Annotated in this window: 17 protein-coding genes and 3 tRNA genes; 11 read left to right on the top strand and 9 right to left on the bottom strand. The window is 54.9% G+C overall.

Annotation, left to right across the window (positions count from 1 at the left end; translation table 11 throughout):
* Positions 1-31: 31 nt before the first annotated feature.
* Positions 32-586, bottom strand: a complete 555-nt coding sequence (locus tag FD744_RS14280) for a histidine phosphatase family protein (RefSeq protein ID WP_160868540.1) — start codon at positions 584-586, stop codon at positions 32-34.
* A 581-nt stretch (positions 587-1,167) separates the two neighbouring features.
* Between FD744_RS14280 and FD744_RS14285 the strand changes: the two genes are divergently transcribed.
* The 4 genes from FD744_RS14285 (at position 1,168) to FD744_RS14300 (ending at position 6,160) form a co-directional block, all read left to right on the top strand.
* Positions 1,168-2,556 (top strand): MFS transporter, encoded by a 1,389-nt coding sequence (locus FD744_RS14285; RefSeq protein ID WP_160868541.1) that lies wholly within the window; start codon positions 1,168-1,170, stop codon positions 2,554-2,556.
* Positions 2,557-2,633: 77 nt separating this feature from the next.
* Positions 2,634-3,656, top strand: a complete 1,023-nt coding sequence (locus FD744_RS14290) for a LacI family DNA-binding transcriptional regulator (protein WP_058959396.1) — start codon at positions 2,634-2,636, stop codon at positions 3,654-3,656.
* Positions 3,657-3,668: 12 nt separating this feature from the next.
* The gene (locus tag FD744_RS14295) at positions 3,669-4,652 is read left to right on the top strand and encodes a nucleoside hydrolase (protein WP_160868542.1); all 984 of its coding nucleotides are present in this window, start codon (positions 3,669-3,671) and stop codon (positions 4,650-4,652) included.
* A gap of 287 nt (positions 4,653-4,939) precedes the next feature.
* Positions 4,940-6,160, top strand: a complete 1,221-nt coding sequence (locus FD744_RS14300; RefSeq protein ID WP_034826271.1) for an MFS transporter — start codon at positions 4,940-4,942, stop codon at positions 6,158-6,160.
* Here FD744_RS14300 and FD744_RS14305 read toward each other — a convergent pair.
* The 3 genes from FD744_RS14305 to FD744_RS14315 all read right to left on the bottom strand — a co-directional run bounded on the left by FD744_RS14305 (position 6,157) and on the right by FD744_RS14315 (position 8,755).
* Positions 6,157-6,621, bottom strand: a complete 465-nt coding sequence (locus tag FD744_RS14305; RefSeq protein ID WP_034826269.1) for a YbaK/EbsC family protein — start codon at positions 6,619-6,621, stop codon at positions 6,157-6,159. The genes FD744_RS14300 and FD744_RS14305 overlap by 4 nt on opposite strands.
* Before the next feature lie 95 nt (positions 6,622-6,716).
* The gene (gene fhuF, locus FD744_RS14310) at positions 6,717-7,511 is read right to left on the bottom strand and encodes a siderophore-iron reductase FhuF (protein ID WP_160868543.1); all 795 of its coding nucleotides are present in this window, start codon (positions 7,509-7,511) and stop codon (positions 6,717-6,719) included.
* A 149-nt stretch (positions 7,512-7,660) separates the two neighbouring features.
* A complete protein-coding gene (locus tag FD744_RS14315; protein WP_034826268.1) occupies positions 7,661-8,755 on the bottom strand; it encodes a diguanylate cyclase in 1,095 nt (364 codons plus the stop codon).
* Positions 8,756-8,984: 229 nt separating this feature from the next.
* On the opposite strand from FD744_RS14315, the gene FD744_RS14320 reads away from it, so the two are divergent.
* Positions 8,985-9,269 (top strand): DUF1435 domain-containing protein, encoded by a 285-nt coding sequence (locus tag FD744_RS14320; RefSeq protein ID WP_034826266.1) that lies wholly within the window; start codon positions 8,985-8,987, stop codon positions 9,267-9,269.
* A gap of 109 nt (positions 9,270-9,378) precedes the next feature.
* Here the strand turns inward: FD744_RS14320 and FD744_RS14325 are convergent.
* The 4 genes from FD744_RS14325 to rsmC all read right to left on the bottom strand — a co-directional run bounded on the left by FD744_RS14325 (position 9,379) and on the right by rsmC (position 10,884).
* Positions 9,379-9,465, bottom strand: a tRNA-Leu gene (locus tag FD744_RS14325).
* Between the two features lie 39 nt (positions 9,466-9,504).
* Positions 9,505-9,591: transfer RNA gene (locus tag FD744_RS14330), tRNA-Leu, on the bottom strand.
* 30 nt (positions 9,592-9,621) lie between these two features.
* A tRNA-Leu gene (locus tag FD744_RS14335) sits at positions 9,622-9,708 on the bottom strand.
* A 141-nt stretch (positions 9,709-9,849) separates the two neighbouring features.
* The gene (gene rsmC, locus FD744_RS14340; protein ID WP_160868544.1) at positions 9,850-10,884 is read right to left on the bottom strand and encodes a 16S rRNA (guanine(1207)-N(2))-methyltransferase RsmC; all 1,035 of its coding nucleotides are present in this window, start codon (positions 10,882-10,884) and stop codon (positions 9,850-9,852) included.
* 106 nt (positions 10,885-10,990) lie between these two features.
* Between rsmC and FD744_RS14345 the strand changes: the two genes are divergently transcribed.
* The 4 genes from FD744_RS14345 to yjjJ all read left to right on the top strand — a co-directional run bounded on the left by FD744_RS14345 (position 10,991) and on the right by yjjJ (position 13,959).
* Entirely contained in the window at positions 10,991-11,401 is a 411-nt protein-coding gene (locus tag FD744_RS14345) for a DNA polymerase III subunit psi (RefSeq protein ID WP_160868545.1), read from the top strand.
* On the top strand, positions 11,373-11,813 hold the full coding sequence (gene rimI / locus FD744_RS14350) for a ribosomal protein S18-alanine N-acetyltransferase (protein ID WP_160868546.1): 441 nt from the start codon (positions 11,373-11,375) through the stop codon (positions 11,811-11,813). Before FD744_RS14345 ends, rimI begins: the two co-directional genes overlap by 29 nt.
* Positions 11,814-11,824: 11 nt before the next feature.
* The gene (yjjG, locus tag FD744_RS14355) at positions 11,825-12,508 is read left to right on the top strand and encodes a pyrimidine 5'-nucleotidase (protein WP_045832842.1); all 684 of its coding nucleotides are present in this window, start codon (positions 11,825-11,827) and stop codon (positions 12,506-12,508) included.
* Between the two features lie 128 nt (positions 12,509-12,636).
* Complete coding sequence (gene yjjJ, locus FD744_RS14360) at positions 12,637-13,959, top strand: type II toxin-antitoxin system HipA family toxin YjjJ (protein ID WP_160868547.1); 1,323 nt, start codon at positions 12,637-12,639, stop codon at positions 13,957-13,959.
* Here the strand turns inward: yjjJ and FD744_RS14365 are convergent.
* The gene (locus FD744_RS14365) at positions 13,956-14,633 is read right to left on the bottom strand and encodes a YtjB family periplasmic protein (protein WP_097118295.1); all 678 of its coding nucleotides are present in this window, start codon (positions 14,631-14,633) and stop codon (positions 13,956-13,958) included. The genes yjjJ and FD744_RS14365 overlap by 4 nt on opposite strands.
* 107 nt (positions 14,634-14,740) lie before the next feature.
* Between FD744_RS14365 and serB the strand changes: the two genes are divergently transcribed.
* Together serB and radA are read left to right on the top strand one after the other, a co-directional pair.
* Complete coding sequence (serB, locus tag FD744_RS14370; protein ID WP_034826251.1) at positions 14,741-15,718, top strand: phosphoserine phosphatase; 978 nt, start codon at positions 14,741-14,743, stop codon at positions 15,716-15,718.
* Between the two features lie 13 nt (positions 15,719-15,731).
* Positions 15,732-17,114, top strand: coding sequence for a DNA repair protein RadA (gene radA, locus FD744_RS14375; RefSeq protein ID WP_160868548.1), 1,383 nt, complete (start codon positions 15,732-15,734; stop codon positions 17,112-17,114).
* Positions 17,115-17,214 lie beyond the last annotated feature (100 nt).

Below are 17,214 nucleotides of genomic sequence, written 5' to 3' on the forward strand. Positions count from 1 at the left end.
TGATCGCGACGTTTGATTGGACGTAACAGGGTTAAATAAACGGGCGGTGGTAAATCGCGCTGCTCCAGTGGCGGCTGCTGGCATGTTTTTCCGCCTGCCAGCCGCGTTTACGCAATTCCCGGGCGATCATTTTGTTCATGATGCCGTGCCCCACCAGTAATACCGTTCCCTGTTTTGATAACGTGACCAACTTATCTGCCGCCTGACGCGCCCGAGCTCGGGCATGGGGCAAGGATTCCACATGCCCGGCGTAACCGCATAACCATAACAGGCGCAAAAGCGCGAGCCAAACGGTCAGCGGCAGGTGCAGGCGTTCGAACGGCAGCAGCGGCATGGCCACTTCACTGAAAACCTCATCCACCTCATGCGGTTGCAGGCCGAGACGCGTGAGCGATGAACGCGCGCGGGGCAGCGGGCTGGAGGCGATCACGCGGGCCATTCGAGCGATGGCCATACTGCGTGGCGGCGGCGAGTCGCAAATGTCAGCCAGGTCATAGCCTTCACACCAGTCGGCCAGCGCTCGCGCAGTAAAGCGCCCGCTGACCGGATGGTCAGGTTTACCGTGTCGCATGAGGATGATGGTCATAGGCGCCCTGTGTGATTTTTACCCAGTGTAATGCAGGTGATAGCTGAAGCGCACTGGCGAAAGGGTTTTAAGATTAATTCGCAATTGTCATTAAAGCTTAACTGATTTGTGCGAAAAAAAGCGCGATGAAGGATCAGCCACAACTCAGCTAATGATAAGCAACGCTCGTTAATTACATTGAGGTTAATGCGCTGCTGTTGGTTTGAATGAGCTGTAATGTTATGAATTAACGCCATTTTTGCTTTCTAATCCCGAGCTATAGTGAAGATAAATTAATTATTTTCACTTTTATCACTTGATTTATCTACGCGCGTAGATAGACTGTGTCCACAGTGATAACTCACGGTGCCAGAGACAAAGTTGGCCTTGAGATGACGTGGTTACATTTGCCTTACTAATGCGATCGATGAAAAAAACATCGACGAGAACAGGCGAATGAGTGAATTCCAACACCAGGGAGTTCTTTTGACTTTCATCCAGGTTTGCCTACTGAACGTCTTCACCGGGGAGTTCCGCTTGTTGCAAGGGAACCGTCCCACGGAAGGGCGTTTGCTGTTTTCACCTATTTCAGGGAAAAGGTCATGACGGTACATCAGTCCGTTTCGCAACAAACTTCACTGAGCACCTCTTCAGCTGCTGACATGCGGCTGGAAACCTCTTCTGGCCGCAAAGATTTCTGGCGCGCCACCTTCTCTTGCTGGCTCGGCACGGCAATGGAGTATGCGGATTTCGCACTCTATGGCCTGGCAGCAGGCATCATCTTTGGCGATGTGTTTTTCCCCAATGCCACACCCGCTATGGCGCTGCTCTCCAGTTTTGCCACCTGGTCCGTCGGGTTTATTGCACGTCCAATTGGTGCGCTGCTGTTTGGCTGGATCGGTGACCGCAAAGGTCGCAAGACCGTGATGATCGCCACCATCATCCTGATGGGCGCATCGACAACCTTGATTGGTCTCATCCCTTCTTACGCCACGATCGGCGTCTGGGCACCCGCTTGTCTGGTGCTGTTGCGCTTTACCCAAGGGTTGGGCGCCGGTGCGGAACTGTCTGGTGGCACCGTGATGCTGGGCGAATATGCCCCGGTTGCGCGTCGCGGTCTGGTCTCTTCCGTGATTGCCCTCGGCTCGAATAGTGGCACGCTGATCGCTTCGCTGGTATGGCTGGCGGTGATTCAGATGGATAAACAAACTCTGCTGGATTGGGGCTGGCGTATTCCGTTCCTCAGTAGCGTGCTGATTGCCGTGGTCGCGTTGTGGCTGCGTCGCCATCTTCGTGAAACCCCGGTGTTTGAACGTCAGCAGGCACTTTTGCAGGCGGAACGCAGTGCCACGTTGCAGCATGCAGCCGTTGATACCCGTAGTTTCTGGCAACGCAGCCGTGCGTTCTGGACCATGGTCGGCTTACGTATCGGCGAAAACGGTCCTTCCTATCTGGCGCAGGGCTTTATCGTCGGCTACGTCGCGAAAGTACTGATGCTTGATAAATCGGTGCCAACCACGGCGGTGTTTATCGCCTCGGTACTCGGTTTCCTGATTATCCCGTTCGCCGGTTGGATGTCTGATCGCTTTGGCCGCCGTATCACCTACCGTGGTTTCTGTCTGCTGCTGATGATTTACGCCTGGCCGGCATTCAGCCTGATGGACAGCCGTGACCCGGCGATTGTGATCCCGGTGATGGTCGTAGGCATGGCGCTGGCCTCGCTCGGTATTTTTGGGGTGCAGGCCGCGTGGGGTGTGGAAATGTTTGGTGTCAAACACCGTTACACCAAGATGGCGGTGGCAAAAGAGCTGGGGTCTATCCTTTCTGGAGGGACAGCACCTTTGGTGGCTGCGGCGCTGTTATCGTTCACCGGACACTGGTGGGCGATTGCCGTGTACTTCTCGGCGATGGCGACCATCGGTTTTCTGACCACGTTTGTGGCACCGGAAACGCGTGGGCGCGATCTGAATCTACCGGAAGATGCGATCTGACGCGCAACACGCTGTAAGTGAAACATTGCCATTGGCCGGTTATTCCGGCCAATGGCATTCATGCAGAGGCAAGAGCATTGGCGAAATCCCCAGGCGGAAATGTAACACGTAGCGATGTGGCGAAAGCCGCCGGCACCTCAGTGGCGGTAGTGAGCTATGTGATTAACAACGGACCGCGCCCGGTGGCGGAAGCCACGCGGCTGCGCGTGCTGGAAGCGATTAAACAGACGGGCTATCGACCGAATGCGGTGGCGCGAGCATTGGCATCCGGCAGCACCAAAACCTTTGGCCTGGTAGTGCCAAATATCAGCAACCCCTTCGTGGCTTCGATGGCGCATATGCTGCTGCAGGAGTCGCTGGATCACGGCCACGTGATGCTGCTGGGGGATGCCGGAGATGATCGCAAGCGTGAGCTGGAACTGATTCAGGGCTTGCTGAATCGTCAGGTGGATGGCCTGTTTTATACCAGTGTCGATCGCCACCCATACATTGATGTGATTCAGGCCAGTGGTACACCGCTGGTGATGCTGGATCGCGTTGCCCCCCGTCCTGGCGTGAGCATGTTGCGGGTCAATGAGCGCGAGGCCTCGCGTCAGGTGACTGAACATCTGCTCAGCCACGGTTATCAACAGGTTGGCATGATCAGCGGTCCGCTGGAGATGTTGAATGCCCAGGATCGTATTCAGGGCTGGCGCGATGCCATGGCAGAGAAAGGCCTGCAGGCAGATGAAGCCCTGATTTTCCCTGCCAGCTACTCGCGACAAGGCGGTTATGACGCCACAAAACGTATGATTGCCAGCGGACAGGTGCCGCGCGCGCTGTTTACCAGCAATGAGGGCCAGGCGATTGGCTGTATCCGTGCGCTATCTGAACACGGTTTGCGCGTGCCGCAGGATGTCGCCCTGGTGTGCTTTAACGGCACCGATCAATCCGCGTTCCATGTCCCGACATTGACGACCGTACGTCAACCGCTGCGGGAAATGGCACGCAGCGCTATCGCCATGCTGAAAAATGGGGATGGCGAAGCCCAACTGGCAGAGTTCCCTCACTATCTTGAAATCGGTGAGTCCTGTGGCTGCCTGCTTACTCAACAAAAATAAACCTATAACATTATGAAAAGACTGATTATTGATTGTGATCCGGGAAATGGAATTGCAGGGGCGAACACCGATGACGGCCTGGCGCTGGCACTGGCGTTGGCATCACCTTCGCTGTCGGTTGAACTGATTACCACCGTTACTGGCAACACGCCGAGTGCGGTAGGGGCGCAGGTTGCCAAAGATTTACTCCAGCGATTAGGGCTGAATATTCCCGTAGTGCAGGGCGCGTTGCAGGCACTCCGCGAAGACCCCGCCCCCTGGCGCGCACGCCTCGATGGCGTCAAGGATGCGAACCTCGCTGAACTGTGGCGGGGCGTGCGTAAGCCGCAGTTGCTCGCGGCAGATGGAAATGATGCCGCAGGCGTAATGGGCCAGCTGATTTGCGATAATCCCGGCGAATTTACTCTGGTGGCGATCGGTCCTCTGACTAACGTGGCGCAGGCGTTGCAGCGTTATCCACAGATGGCTGAATCCGTGGCAGAAATTGTGATTATGGGCGGTGTGTTCGCTTTAGATGATTACATTAAAGACACCAACTTTGGTCTGGATCCCGAAGCGGCGCATCAGGTGCTGCACAGCGGTGCAGCCATCACGCTGGTGCCGATGGACGCCACGACACAAACATTGATGACCCATCAGGATCTTAATCGTCTGACGACCAACGATCATCCGTTACCGCAGTTTGTCCGTGAAACGTTGCGCCCGTGGATTGATTACTCGATTCGCACCCGCCATCTGCCAGGCTGCTGGATCCACGATGCGCTGGTAATTGCCTGGCTATTGAATCAGCGCGTGGCGGATGGGGTGGATTACTTTGTCGATATTGAGTTACGCGCTGGCGCAACGCGCGGCAAGAGCTGGCGGTATCGGTCGCCACTGCGCCTGGACATTGGCGTGCCGGAACAGACCGGGGCATTGGTGCATGTGATGCAGAACGTCAACAATCCGTTGCTGCTGGAGATGATTGAGAAGGCGTTTAATCAACTGCAGCGCTGAATGCCCATCAATGCGTGCGGCACACTGAGCCGCACCCGTCTTCCTGCCATACCGCCAGGAATTTGCCCTTTCAGATGGCACTGCTGTACGGCGGTGCAATGTTTCACTCGATGACACGCTTCCTTACACCGCGAATCACTCCCTGACAATTCCCCGCCGCAGCCCCCCTTTCTGACATGCTATATACAAATAGTTAACACAATAATAACCAGCGAAATCATTCGCCGGATAACGTTCCAATAAATTCTGGTCAATGAACCGGAAGCTAATCAGACAGGATACCCCCTATGTTCAACTGGACTGCGACCCAGCGAAACGTGGCGTTTGCCAGTTTCGCCAGCTGGACGCTGGATGCGTTCGACTTCTTTATCCTGGTGTTTGTACTCAGCGATCTTGCCCAGTATTTCAACACCAGCGTCTCCGATGTTTCTGTTGCCATTATGCTCACGCTGGCGGTTCGACCAATTGGCGCGCTGATTTTTGGCCGTCTGGCGGAGAAGTATGGCCGCCGCCCGATTCTGATGCTCAATATCGTGATGTTCTCACTGTTTGAGCTGCTCTCTGCATGGTCACCGAACTTCACCGCCTTCCTCGCCTTCCGCGTGATTTACGGCGTGGCGATGGGCGGCATCTGGGGCGTGGCATCGTCACTGGCAATGGAAACCATTCCGGATCGCTCGCGTGGGCTGATGTCCGGCATCTTCCAGGCGGGCTACCCTTGTGGCTACTTGCTGGCCTCGATCATTTTTGGGCTGTTTTTCGAGTCGGTAGGCTGGCGCGGCATGTTCCTGATTGGCGCATTGCCGATTCTGCTGCTGCCATTTATCTATTTTAAAGTGCCGGAATCCCCGGTCTGGCTGGCTGCACGCGAGCGTAAAGAGAGCACGGCGCTGCTGCCGATTATTCGTCAGCACTGGAAAATCTGCATCTACATGGTGCTGCTGATGGCGTGCTTTAACTTCTTTAGCCATGGCACCCAGGATCTCTATCCGACTTTCCTGAAAGTGCAGCATCAGTTTGATCCGCACACCGTGAGCATCATCGCCATCAGCTACAACATTGCGGCGATGCTGGGCGGGATTACCTTTGGTGCGTTGTCAGAACGCATTGGCCGTAAGAAAGCGATTATCCTTGCCTCCTTCCTTGCGCTGCCGGTGTTGCCGCTGTGGGCGTTCTCCAGCGGATCCTGGATGATTGGCATCGGCGCGTTCCTGATGCAGTTTATGGTGCAGGGCGCGTGGGGCGTGGTGCCGACCTATCTTACCGAACTGGTGCCTGCGAATGCACGTGCGGTACTGCCGGGCTTTGTTTATCAGTTGGGTAATCTGATTGCCTCGGTCAATGCGACCTTGCAGTCACGCATTGCCGAGGCTCACGGCGGCAACTACGGCCTGGGGATGGCAATCGTTGCCGGTACGGTGGCGGTGCTGATTTGCGTGTTTGTCGCCTTCGGGCGAGAGACGCGGGGTATTGAAATATCCGGTGCCGTGGCGCGCGAACAGCGTTAAAGCGCCTCGCAGACGTCGACCCATTTCGCCGCAGTCAGCTCAGCCATGCGCTGCGGCGAAATGCGCACTGCACTGTGAATCGAACCTGCCGCGGGCAGTACTTCATCAAAACCGCGCAGGGTCACATCACAATAAACGGTCAGCGGATTTTCCAGTCCAAAGGGGCAGACGCCGCCCACCGGATGTCCGGTCCAGTTCACCACCTCATCCACACTCAACATGCGGGCCTTAGCGCCGAGTGCGGCTTTCAGCTTGCGGTTGTCGAGGCGGGCATCACCGCGCGTGACGATCAGCACAATGGCATCCTTCACTTTCAACGACAGGGTTTTGGCGATTTGCCCCGGCATCACGCCATGGACGCGTGCGGCCAGTTCTACCGTGGCGGTGCTTTCCGGCATCTCGATGATGTCGATATCCGGTGCATGTTCGGCAAAGAAGTGCCGTACCGACTCCAGGCTCATTTTTTTCTCCGGTAAAAACAGAGCCTAAAAGCTGCCATAAGGGGGGAAAAGTGTAAACGGGATAAAAAGAGAATCTGTAACAGAATGCGCGCAGGTTAAACCACTTTTAACGTGCAGTTACCACAGCGTTCCACGTCCGGAATGCGATAGCGCTGGCAGCAACTGCGACGTTCCATCTCGCCATGACGCGGGATCATGGTGCGATAAAGCGGATTGTCGCTGCCATCCAGCAGCGTCTGGGTGAAGAACAATGCCTGTTCCAGCTGAGTGATGACGGGCGCGGATAACTGGCCTTTCAGTTCACCGAGGAACCAGTAAAACGAATAACCCATGTTGTTCCAGATGAGTTTGGCGTTGATATCACCGTGCTGCGTCATGCCGTTGACAGCCGGGATCAGGCATTGCTGAATCAGGCGGTCAATGCGCTGCTGTGCACTCAGGTAACGCGCCTCTTCATCTTCCTGCACATCAATCCAGAAAGCACAGGGATGGCCGTTTTCATGAAATTCCACATGAATCAGATGGGGGGCGCACTTCAATGCCCGCGGCTCCTGCAGCAACATTAGCATCAGCGGGGCTAACAGCAAGCCAAAATACCATTGTGCCCAAAGTGACTGCAGCGGTTTGGCTTCCTGTTGCACATCAGGGTGATTGCGATAGAGATAATCGCTATAGCGCTGTGTCAGACGACGATAGTGCAGCGGAGTGGACCACTCGGCCAGCGTCAAGGTCCCTGCGGGAGCGGCCTGGCCGAGTTTGACGTTATCCAGCATGTAGCTTCGTTGATCACGCATCAGATCTTCCAGTGCGCTCGCTAAGCTGCGGTCGCTCTGCATAAAGATCAGAGGATGGTCGCTAAAGCGATGATCCTGACGCGTGATGATGGTCATGCCGGTCCTGAGTGATAACGGGAATCGTGAGACAAATGATAATCGTTACTGTCAATGCGAACAAGATGTCATCAAGCGAAGAAGGGGGATGGCACCACTTATCAGGATCCGATGCCGCTCCGTGATAAATGGCTTCGCTCATCTACCGGTTACATCAGGTCATTACTGACTTGCGTCAGCCTCGGCAAATCTTCCCAGGCGAGTATGGTGTTACGCCCCTGATTTTTCGCGACGTATAATGCGCGGTCAGCATTTGCCACCGCCTGGTCAAACTCATCGCCAAAAATAGGCGCGATCCCGGCACTGATGGTGACATGAGTGGAGACCTTTTCATTAAAGCGATGCGGGATTTCGAGGTCCACTACGTACTGACGAATGCGCTCCGCCAGCTTCATCGCAATCGATGCGTTAACGTTGGTCATCAGCACCAGAAACTCTTCACCGCCATACCGTGTTACCACATCGCGTGAACGCACGGCATCACGAATGGCAACCGACACCCGCGCCAGCGCCTGATCGCCCATCGCATGACCGTAGTTGTCGTTGTAGGCTTTGAAGTGGTCAATATCCAGCAGCAGTACGTAATGACTGCCCGCGTGGTTTTCCAGGATGGTGTCGAGGCGATTTTTCAGGCCACGGCGGTTATACAAACCAGTGAGCGGATCCAGCATACTCAAATCGCTAAAACTCTCTTTTTCCTCATACAGCTGGCTAACCAGTCGTCGGGTAAAAGTATCAAAACGGCGGCGCATTAAATGATGCAGCGAGAAACCAATCAACGGCAGCGTGATCGTAAAAATGATCATCATTAAATGCTGACCATCATCTAATAACAATACGGTTAATACGGGGGGCGTAATGTGTAAACAAAATGCGATCAAATAATCACTGAGCGCAATGGCACTGACAAAAAATACGCTTAACAAGCTGATTATTAAAAAGCTGCCATCAAAATAAAAAACCTGATGATACCTGTGGTTAATGTGCCACGCCCACAGTGCACCTAATATCATGGCAACAGGATTTAATAGCGGTAATTTCCGTTTTGGCATCATCAGACAAACGGTCAGTAATGTCAGGCTGAAAGCCGCGACAATGCCTACTGGCAGCGAGCTTACCGGGCTATCTGTGCCTAAAAAAGGTAACAGGCAAAAAAGCGAAACGGCGACATTTAAAAACAAAAAGAGCATCAGCGAAAGCCGATATTTGCTGTGTTTCAACTCATCATAAGATTGTAATTTCATTATTATTACTCTTCACAGCCCTGAAATATCAAAGCGCTACCCGTGGGAAATACTCCCGCAAATCGGATAGTGAGCACGTTATTGACGTGTTATCGAAATAGTTATCGGCGGCAATTTAGCATTTTCCAGTAAATCTGTCATCCAACGCATCCCTCGATAAAAAATTCGCTGCAAGATGAGAAATATTGTCATATGATAATACGAATATTTATCATTTGAGGGTTGCGCGATGATCATGGCGATGATGGCTGCCTGCGGCTTATGGGGCGTGAGCTGGATGATGGGTAAGCGGCTAGACAGCGGTTGGGGAGTCTTGTTGCCCTGTGCGGCTTTACCGATTTTTGCGCTGTGGGAGCCAAGTTTCAGCCAGTGGCGCGTGGTGATGATTGTGGCACTGTTGCTGACGGTAGTGATGTTGTTCCATCATCGTCTGCGTCACTATCTGCTGCTGCCTTCTTGCCTGGCATTGGCGGGCGGGGCGGCGGCGGTCACCGTGAATTTCCATATCATCTGATCCTGCTTTCAGGATGACAGAAACGACAACATCACGCTCAGTGCGTGATATTTTTTTTTGATTCAAATGGGGATTTTACTACCAGAAGGGGCAGGCAATTCAGACAACGTGGTGCGAAGGGAGGGACTTGAACCCTCACGTCCGTAAGAACACTAACACCTGAAGCTAGCGCGTCTACCAATTCCGCCACCATCGCATTGTGTTGTCTTTACTTGTCTTGTTTATACCATCGCATTGGTGCGAAGGGAGGGACTTGAACCCTCACGTCCGTAAGAACACTAACACCTGAAGCTAGCGCGTCTACCAATTCCGCCACCATCGCTCAGTGCTATGATATAAACTTTGTGATTATTGGTGCGAGGGGAGGGACTTGAACCCTCACGTCCGTAAGGACACTAACACCTGAAGCTAGCGCGTCTACCAATTCCGCCACCGTCGCGTACACTGCAACACTCTAAAGTATTGCTAACCACGGAGGCGCATTCTAGAGATTTTACTCTTTGCGTCAATACATATTTCACGACGATGAAACGATTGCTGCAAAAAACAACATTTTCACCGTCGGGAAGCGCAAAATGCGTTATTTACGCGCTTTGGCGCCGCGTCCGTAGACGGCACGGTACACCTTAAAGCGTCCAGTCTGCGCCAGCACTTCGTGGTTGCCGAAGGTCTCATCCAGAATCTGCGGATAAGGCAGGAAGGCGTTGGCGACAATACGCAGTTCACCACCGCTGTTCAGATGCTTCAGCGCACCACGAATCAGCGTGTTGGCCGCATCAAGGCTGGTTTGCAGGCCATCATGGAACGGTGGGTTGGAGATGATCATATCGAAGCGGCCGGTGACATCCGAGAAAACGTTACTGGCGAACACTTCACCTTCCAGTTCGTTGGCGGCCAGCGTCAGTTTACTGGCTTCAATCGCTGCGGCGTGTACATCACACAGCCACAAACGGATGCGCGGGGAGATTTGTGCCATCACGGTGGCCAGCACGCCGCTGCCACAGCCGATATCCAGCACTTTGCCACGGAAGTGCGGCTCCAGCGTGGAGAGCAGCAGATCGCTACCGATATCCAGACCATCGCGGCTGAATACACCCGGCAGCGTGTGGATGGTGAGGTGCTCGATCATGTAACTATTGCCGTAGCTGCTGGCATCAAAGGTTGGCTGTGTATCCAGACGACCATGATAGAGACCGCAACGACGCGCGCTGTCGACTTTTTCCAGTTTCGCCCACTCTTCCAGCATACCTTCTGCACTACGCACGCCGCTGCGGTTTTCACCGACCACAAAGATATCGCAGCCGACCGGCATCAGTGACAGCAGATTTTGCAGCTGAAACTGCGCTTCCGGTTTGTTCTTCGTCCAGAAGTAAACCAGCGTATCGCAGCCTTCAACATCGGCGGCAGTGGCCACCATGCTGTAAACCGCACGTTCACCGAGGCGACGGCTCAGGTTCTGCCTGTGATGGTACTGCTGGGTGTGCACGCGCGTTGATGCGGTTTCCAGCTGGGCGGGCAGGTCATCCTGCAGGTCGCCAGCAAACAAAACATGGCGGGCGGTAAATTCATCACTGTGGCGCAGAATGACTTCGCTGGCCGGGGTAAAAGCAGACATGGAACGCTCCTGTTAAATCAGAGCGGGGATTATAGTGCTTTGTTGGCGCATGTTCGATGGGTTTGCTAGCATAGCGTCGCATTCTGGCAGCATAACGGGTAATAGCATGAGCACAAGGCGCGACTGGCTTCTACAGCAAATGGGGATTACGCAGTATCAATTGCGGCGTCCGCGCGTGCTGCAGGGCGAAATTGCCGTGACGCTGGCCCCGGATACCCGCCTGGTGATGGTAGCGGAACATGCTCCCGCGCTGCAGGAACCCTTAATTCGCGATGTCCTGCATGCCCTGAATATTCAGCCTTCGCAGGTGATGACGCTGACGCCGGAACAGCTGCCGATGCTGCCTGAGCAGGTGGATTGTGCCGGTTGGTTGCTGGGCGTCGAGAGCGAATACACCTTTAACGGCATCATCTTTTCCACCGCCGTTTTCAACGAATTAATCAGCAGCGGCGCGGCAAAACGCGCCCTGTGGCAACAGATGTGTAACCATGACAGTCATCTCTTTAGTCACCCCTGAAGACCAGCCGCAGCTGCTGGCTATTGAACGTCGCAGCCACGCTTTTCCGTGGAGCGAGCAGACGTTTGCCAGCAATCAGGGCGAACGTTTTGTGAATTATCGTCTGGAAGCCGAGGGTAAACTGGCAGGGTTCGCCTTTACGCAAGTGGTGCTGGATGAAGCCTCGCTGTTCAACATTGCGGTCGATCCCGATTTTCAGCGTCGTGGCTATGCGCGCCAGCTGCTGCAACATTTGATTGCTGAGCTGGAAAAGCGCGATGTGATGACGCTGTGGCTAGAGGTGCGAGCCTCGAATCACCCGGCGATTGCCCTGTATGAGCAACTGGATTTCCATCAGGTCAGCGTACGCCCCAACTACTATCCCACCGCCAACGGCCGTGAAGATGCCATTATCATGGCGCTCACTCTCTAAAAAGGGACACTATGTTAAACGACTGGGACTGCATCCTGTTTGATGCGGATGACACACTTTTTCATTTTGACGCTTACGCCGGTTTACAGCGCATGTTTGCCAGCTATGACGTGCACTTCAGCGATCAGGATTACGCCGATTATCAGGCGATCAACAAACCGCTGTGGGTCGATTATCAAAACGGCACTATTTCAGCCTTGCAGCTGCAAACACGTCGTTTCACCTTGTGGGGTGAGAAACTCAGCGTCGCGCCTGAAGTGCTGAACAGCGATTTCCTCAGTGCGATGGCAGATATTTGCCTGCCTCTCGACGGTGCTGCTGAGTTGCTCAATGCGCTGAAGGGAAAGGTGAAGATCGCCATCATTACCAACGGCTTCACCGCTTTGCAGCAGGCACGTCTGGAACGTACCGGATTCCGCGAGTTCTTTGATGAGCTGGTGATTTCTGAGCAGGTCGGCGTACCGAAGCCGGATGTGGCGATTTTCGACCACACGCTGGCGTTGCTTGGCAACCCGGATCGCAGCCGGGTGTTGATGGTCGGTGATACACCTGAGTCTGACATTCTGGGCGGGATGAATGCCGGGCTAAAAACCTGCTGGATCGATCACGGCACGCGTCCGCTGCCGGAACATATCAAACCGACCTGGCAGGTGAAGACGCTGGCTGAGCTGCAGGCATTGCTGACACAACGCTAAAAGTATCTATTCACCGTTAACGTTGTGATGATTCGAAGAAGCCCGCTGTGCGGGCTTTTTTTATGATAAAATCTATGCATAAATCTATTCACGAATCTATTCATCAGACGCTGATAGGGTGAACGACAATGGCCGATCTGCAAAGTTTGCTGCTAGCGGGACCGCTCAGTGCAGCCGATTTACTGCAACGCTCTGGCATTAGTCAGGCGACGTTGTCGCGGCAATTACGACAACAGCCACAAATCGTGAAATGGGGCAGAGCCCGTGCGACGCGTTATGCTTTGCTCCGTCCGATTCGCGGCGAAGATCGCTTCCCACTGCATCGCATTTCTGCACAAGGCCAGGCGCAGCCCGCGGGTGCTTTGTTACCCACCTGGCCGCAGGGCAGTTGCCTGCATCAGGATGAGCAGGGCCGAGGCCACTTTTTCGAAGGGCTGCCGTGGTTTTTACAGGATATGCGCCCGCAAGGCTTTATCGGTCGTCAGTGGGGGAGAGAGAATGCCAACCCATTGGGATTGAATGATGACATTCGCCTGTGGAGCGATGATCAGTGCTTAATGGCGTTGGCAAGCGGTGGTGTCGATATGCCGGGCGCGTTCATCATCGGTGAACGCACCTATCAGCGTTGGTTAGAGCAGGAAGCACCGCACGCCATCAGCGAAAAAGAGAAAACGTTAACGTATCCGCAGCGAGCACATCATGCGCTGAGTGGGGATGAGCCCGGGTCATCAGCGGGGGGCGAGCAACCTAAATTCCTCTGTTATGCCGCGACAGCCAATGGCGATCGTCACTGTCTGGTGAAATTCACTGTGGCGCGCCACAGTGATAATGCGCAGCGCTGGCGCGATTTGCTACGTGCGGAACATCTGGCATTAAAGCATTTGCATGCGACAGGCGTGGCCGCGGCGCAGAGCCAGTTGATTGAAGGTGCAGAGCAGTTATTTCTCGAAGTGCAGCGTTTTGATCGCATCGGTGAGCGTGGTCGACGTGAGATGAGTTCACTTGAGGCCGTCAGCGCAGAGTTTGTTGGTCATCAACAACACTGGCCTGCCGCGCTGCGTGAACTGCACCATCAGCAGCGCATTGATGATGTCACCCTACAGCGTGGCACCTTGCAATGGGCATTTGGTCGCCTGATTGGTAACAGTGATATGCACGCAGGGAATTTGTCTTTCTTCACCGACCAGGAAAAATTCAGTCTGACGCCAGCCTACGACATGCTGCCTATGGCACTGGCACCGAACGCGCAGGGGCATATGCGTGATGAACTGTCATTAACGCTGGATTTTTCATTACCAGGTGAGGTGTGGCGTGCTGCCAGCACTATGGCGAAAACCTACTGGCAGGCGATTGCGGATGACGAAACGTTCAGCGCCAACTTCCAGCGTATCGCCACGCAAGCATGGCAGCAGTTGGATACGCTGGATGAGACCATCCGCAAAATGGCTTAAAGGCTTTTTTCATTCTCTGAGTTGGTGGCCGCTTCTTCTTCCTCTCGTTCCTTATCCTCTTTTACCGCGCGACTGGCGGTAAGCAGGAATGGTGATTGCTGCCAGCGGGTGCGGCGGTCGCGCAGCAGGGTGCGGGTCAGGATGATGCCAATCGCCAGCGCCAGCAGCATCATCAAGCGCAAGATGTTGGTGGTGTTGTCCACCTGGCGCGATTCAGTGACCAGCACGTGGGTGTCCAGCGTCACGCGCAAGAAACCTTGCGGCCCCTCTTTGCCTTCCAGCGGCTGCACGATTTGGTGGTTGAAGTAGCTGCCGGCACGTTTACCATCCAGCGCCAGACGATCGCGCACGTTAATGCTTTCGCCGCTGTGCGCCACCAGACTGCCGTCGTCGGCATACACCGAGGCATCCAGAATGCGGCTGTTGTCGGTCATCTGATTAAGAATGGCTTCGATTTGCGTGCGGTTATCGTCGCTGTTGTCCATCAGCGGTTTGAGGCTAAATGCCACCTGGCGCGTCAGCGTATGCGCGAGTTCTTCCACCTGCTCAGAGCGTGCCATTTGGTGGCCGAGACTGAACCAGGATGCCCCTTGCATCAGCACCACTAACAGGGCCAGCGAGATAAGAACAATCACCGTGCGATGCAGGCGAAATTTCAGTGCGGTTTTAACCATCAGAAACCCGTGTGACGTAACAGCAGAAAGGCTGGCAATTATGTTGCCAGAACCCGCGCAGACAAGGTAGCCTCTTGCGTGGTTTTGTTGTCCCTACAGGAGCTGTAATGCCAAATCGTCTTACCTGGTGCGATCTGCCCGCCGATGTTTCACTCTGGCCGGGTCTACCCCTCTCTCTCAGCGGTGATGAAGTGATGCCGCTGGATTACCGTGCCGGTCGAACTGGCTGGTTGCTGTATGGGCGCGGACTCGATAAACAAAAACTGACCGATTATCAGCATCTGCTGGGTGCGGCGATGGTGATCGTTAGTGCCTGGAATGTCGATGAGTATCAGGTGGTTCGTCTGGCCGGTTCGCTGACGCCCCGTGCGACCAAACTGGCGCACGATGTGGGATTTGATGTGGCGCCGCTTGGCAAGATCCCGCATCTGAAAACCCCAGGATTGCTGGTGATGGATATGGATTCCACCGCGATTCAGATCGAATGCATCGATGAGATCGCCAAACTGGCGGGCTGCGGCGAGCAGGTGTCAGAAGTCACCGAACGCGCGATGCGCGGTGAGCTGGACTTCAAAGCCAGTCTGCGTGAGCGCGTGGCAAAACTGGCAGGCGCTGATGCCAACATCCTTAAGCAGGTGCGTGATACGCTGCCTCTGATGCCTGGCCTGACCACGCTGGTACATAAACTGCAGGCGCTGGGCTGGCAGGTGGCGATTGCCTCCGGTGGCTTCACTTACTACGCCGACCATCTGCGTCAGACATTGCATCTGGCTGCGGCTGTCGCCAATGAGCTAGAAATGCGCGATGGCAAGCTGACGGGCGAAGTGCTGGGGCAGATTGTTGATGCCCAATTTAAAGCCGATACCCTAAAGAATCTCGCTGAACGTCATGAAATCGCGCCAGAACAAACGGTTGCGATTGGCGATGGCGCCAACGATCTGCCGATGATCAAGGCGGCGGGATTGGGTATCGCTTACCATGCTAAACCAAAAGTGAATGAGCAGGCGTCGATCATTATCCGTCATGCCGATCTGATGGGGGTGTTCTGCATCCTGACCGGCAGCCTGATTCACGAAGAGCGTTAACTGAGGATTTGATTTGGCCAAAGCGGCAAAACGCGCCTTCGTTTGTAACGAGTGTGGCGCAGATTATCCACGCTGGCAGGGGCAATGCAGTGCCTGCAACGCGTGGAACACCATCACCGAGGTGCGTATTGCCGCCTCGCCTGCGGCAGCGCGTAATGAGCGCCTGAGTGGCTATGCCGGCAGCGCAGGACCCAGTCGGGTGCAGAAGCTGTCCGAGATCAGCCTCGAAGCCGTGCCGCGTTTCTCCACCAGCTTCAAAGAGTTTGATCGCGTGTTGGGGGGCGGCGTAGTGCCAGGCAGTGCGATTTTGATCGGGGGTAATCCGGGAGCCGGTAAATCGACGCTGCTGTTGCAGGTGATGTGCAAGCTGTCCGAAGGGATGAAAACCCTGTACGTCACTGGCGAAGAGTCACTGCAACAGGTCGCGATGCGCGCCCATCGTCTGGGATTGCCCACTGAAAATCTGAATATGTTGTCGGAAACCAGCATCGAGCAGATCTGTCTGATCGCCGAGCAGGAGCAGCCGAAACTGATGGTTATCGACTCCATCCAGGTGATGCACATGGCGGATATCCAGTCTTCGCCCGGGAGCGTAGCGCAGGTGCGTGAAACTGCCGCTTACCTGACGCGCTTCGCTAAAACACGCGGCGTCGCGATTGTGATGGTCGGCCACGTGACCAAAGATGGCTCGCTGGCCGGGCCAAAAGTGCTGGAGCACTGCATCGACTGTTCAGTGATGCTGGATGGCGATGCCGATTCCCGTTTCCGCACGCTGCGCAGTCATAAAAACCGCTTCGGTGCGGTGAACGAATTGGGCGTGTTCGCCATGACCGAGCAGGGCATGCGTGAAATCAGCAATCCATCCGCCATTTTCCTGTCACGTGGAGATGAAGTCACCTCTGGCAGTTCGGTGATGGTGGTGTGGGAAGGCTCGCGTCCGCTGCTGGTGGAGATTCAGGCGCTGGTAGATCACTCGATGATGGGCAACCCGCGTCGTGTCGCTGTTGGCCTGGAGCAAAACCGTCTGGCGATTTTGCTGGCAGTGCTGCATCGCCACGGTGGTTTGCAGATGGCGGATCAGGATGTGTTCGTCAACGTGGTCGGCGGTGTGAAAGTCACCGAAACCAGTGCTGACCTTGCGCTGCTGCTGGCAATGGTATCAAGCTTGCGCGATCGTCCGCTGCCGCAGGATCTGGTGATCTTCGGCGAAGTGGGGCTGGCGGGCGAGATACGTCCGGTGCCAAGTGGTCAGGAGCGCATATCCGAAGCGGCCAAGCACGGTTTCAAACGCGCGATTGTGCCGGCGGGCAATGCACCGAAGAAAGCGATTGAAGGCATGAAGGTGTATAGCGCGAAGAAGCTGGCGGATGCGCTGGCGATATTAGACGAGCTGTAATTTCGCCGGGTGGCATACCTGCCGCCCCTGCCTTTCACCGTCACTGTAGCGTGCGCATTCATGCGCATCTTGATAAACGTACCGCACAGACTTTTCCCTC

The sequence above is a fragment of the Pantoea sp. Taur genome (assembly GCF_009830025.1).
Taxonomy (GTDB): domain Bacteria; phylum Pseudomonadota; class Gammaproteobacteria; order Enterobacterales; family Enterobacteriaceae; genus Pantoea; species Pantoea communis.

Excerpts from the sequence above, each read along its gene's own strand:
- fhuF (WP_160868543.1), bottom strand. The coding sequence starts at position 7,511 with ATGACCATCATCACGCGTCAGGATCATCGCTTTAGCGACCATCCTCTG.
- yjjG (WP_045832842.1), top strand. The coding sequence starts at position 11,825 with ATGTTAAACGACTGGGACTGCATCCTGTTTGATGCGGATGACACACTT.
- FD744_RS14295 (WP_160868542.1), top strand. The coding sequence starts at position 3,669 with ATGAAAAGACTGATTATTGATTGTGATCCGGGAAATGGAATTGCAGGG.
- rimI (WP_160868546.1), top strand. The coding sequence starts at position 11,373 with ATGACAGTCATCTCTTTAGTCACCCCTGAAGACCAGCCGCAGCTGCTG.
- FD744_RS14300 (WP_034826271.1), top strand. The coding sequence starts at position 4,940 with ATGTTCAACTGGACTGCGACCCAGCGAAACGTGGCGTTTGCCAGTTTC.
- FD744_RS14345 (WP_160868545.1), top strand. The coding sequence starts at position 10,991 with ATGAGCACAAGGCGCGACTGGCTTCTACAGCAAATGGGGATTACGCAG.
- rsmC (WP_160868544.1), bottom strand. The coding sequence starts at position 10,884 with ATGTCTGCTTTTACCCCGGCCAGCGAAGTCATTCTGCGCCACAGTGAT.
- yjjJ (WP_160868547.1), top strand. The coding sequence starts at position 12,637 with ATGGCCGATCTGCAAAGTTTGCTGCTAGCGGGACCGCTCAGTGCAGCC.
- FD744_RS14285 (WP_160868541.1), top strand. The coding sequence starts at position 1,168 with ATGACGGTACATCAGTCCGTTTCGCAACAAACTTCACTGAGCACCTCT.
- FD744_RS14315 (WP_034826268.1), bottom strand. The coding sequence starts at position 8,755 with ATGAAATTACAATCTTATGATGAGTTGAAACACAGCAAATATCGGCTT.
- FD744_RS14305 (WP_034826269.1), bottom strand. The coding sequence starts at position 6,621 with ATGAGCCTGGAGTCGGTACGGCACTTCTTTGCCGAACATGCACCGGAT.
- serB (WP_034826251.1), top strand. The coding sequence starts at position 14,741 with ATGCCAAATCGTCTTACCTGGTGCGATCTGCCCGCCGATGTTTCACTC.
- FD744_RS14320 (WP_034826266.1), top strand. The coding sequence starts at position 8,985 with ATGATCATGGCGATGATGGCTGCCTGCGGCTTATGGGGCGTGAGCTGG.
- FD744_RS14365 (WP_097118295.1), bottom strand. The coding sequence starts at position 14,633 with ATGGTTAAAACCGCACTGAAATTTCGCCTGCATCGCACGGTGATTGTT.
- FD744_RS14280 (WP_160868540.1), bottom strand. The coding sequence starts at position 586 with ATGACCATCATCCTCATGCGACACGGTAAACCTGACCATCCGGTCAGC.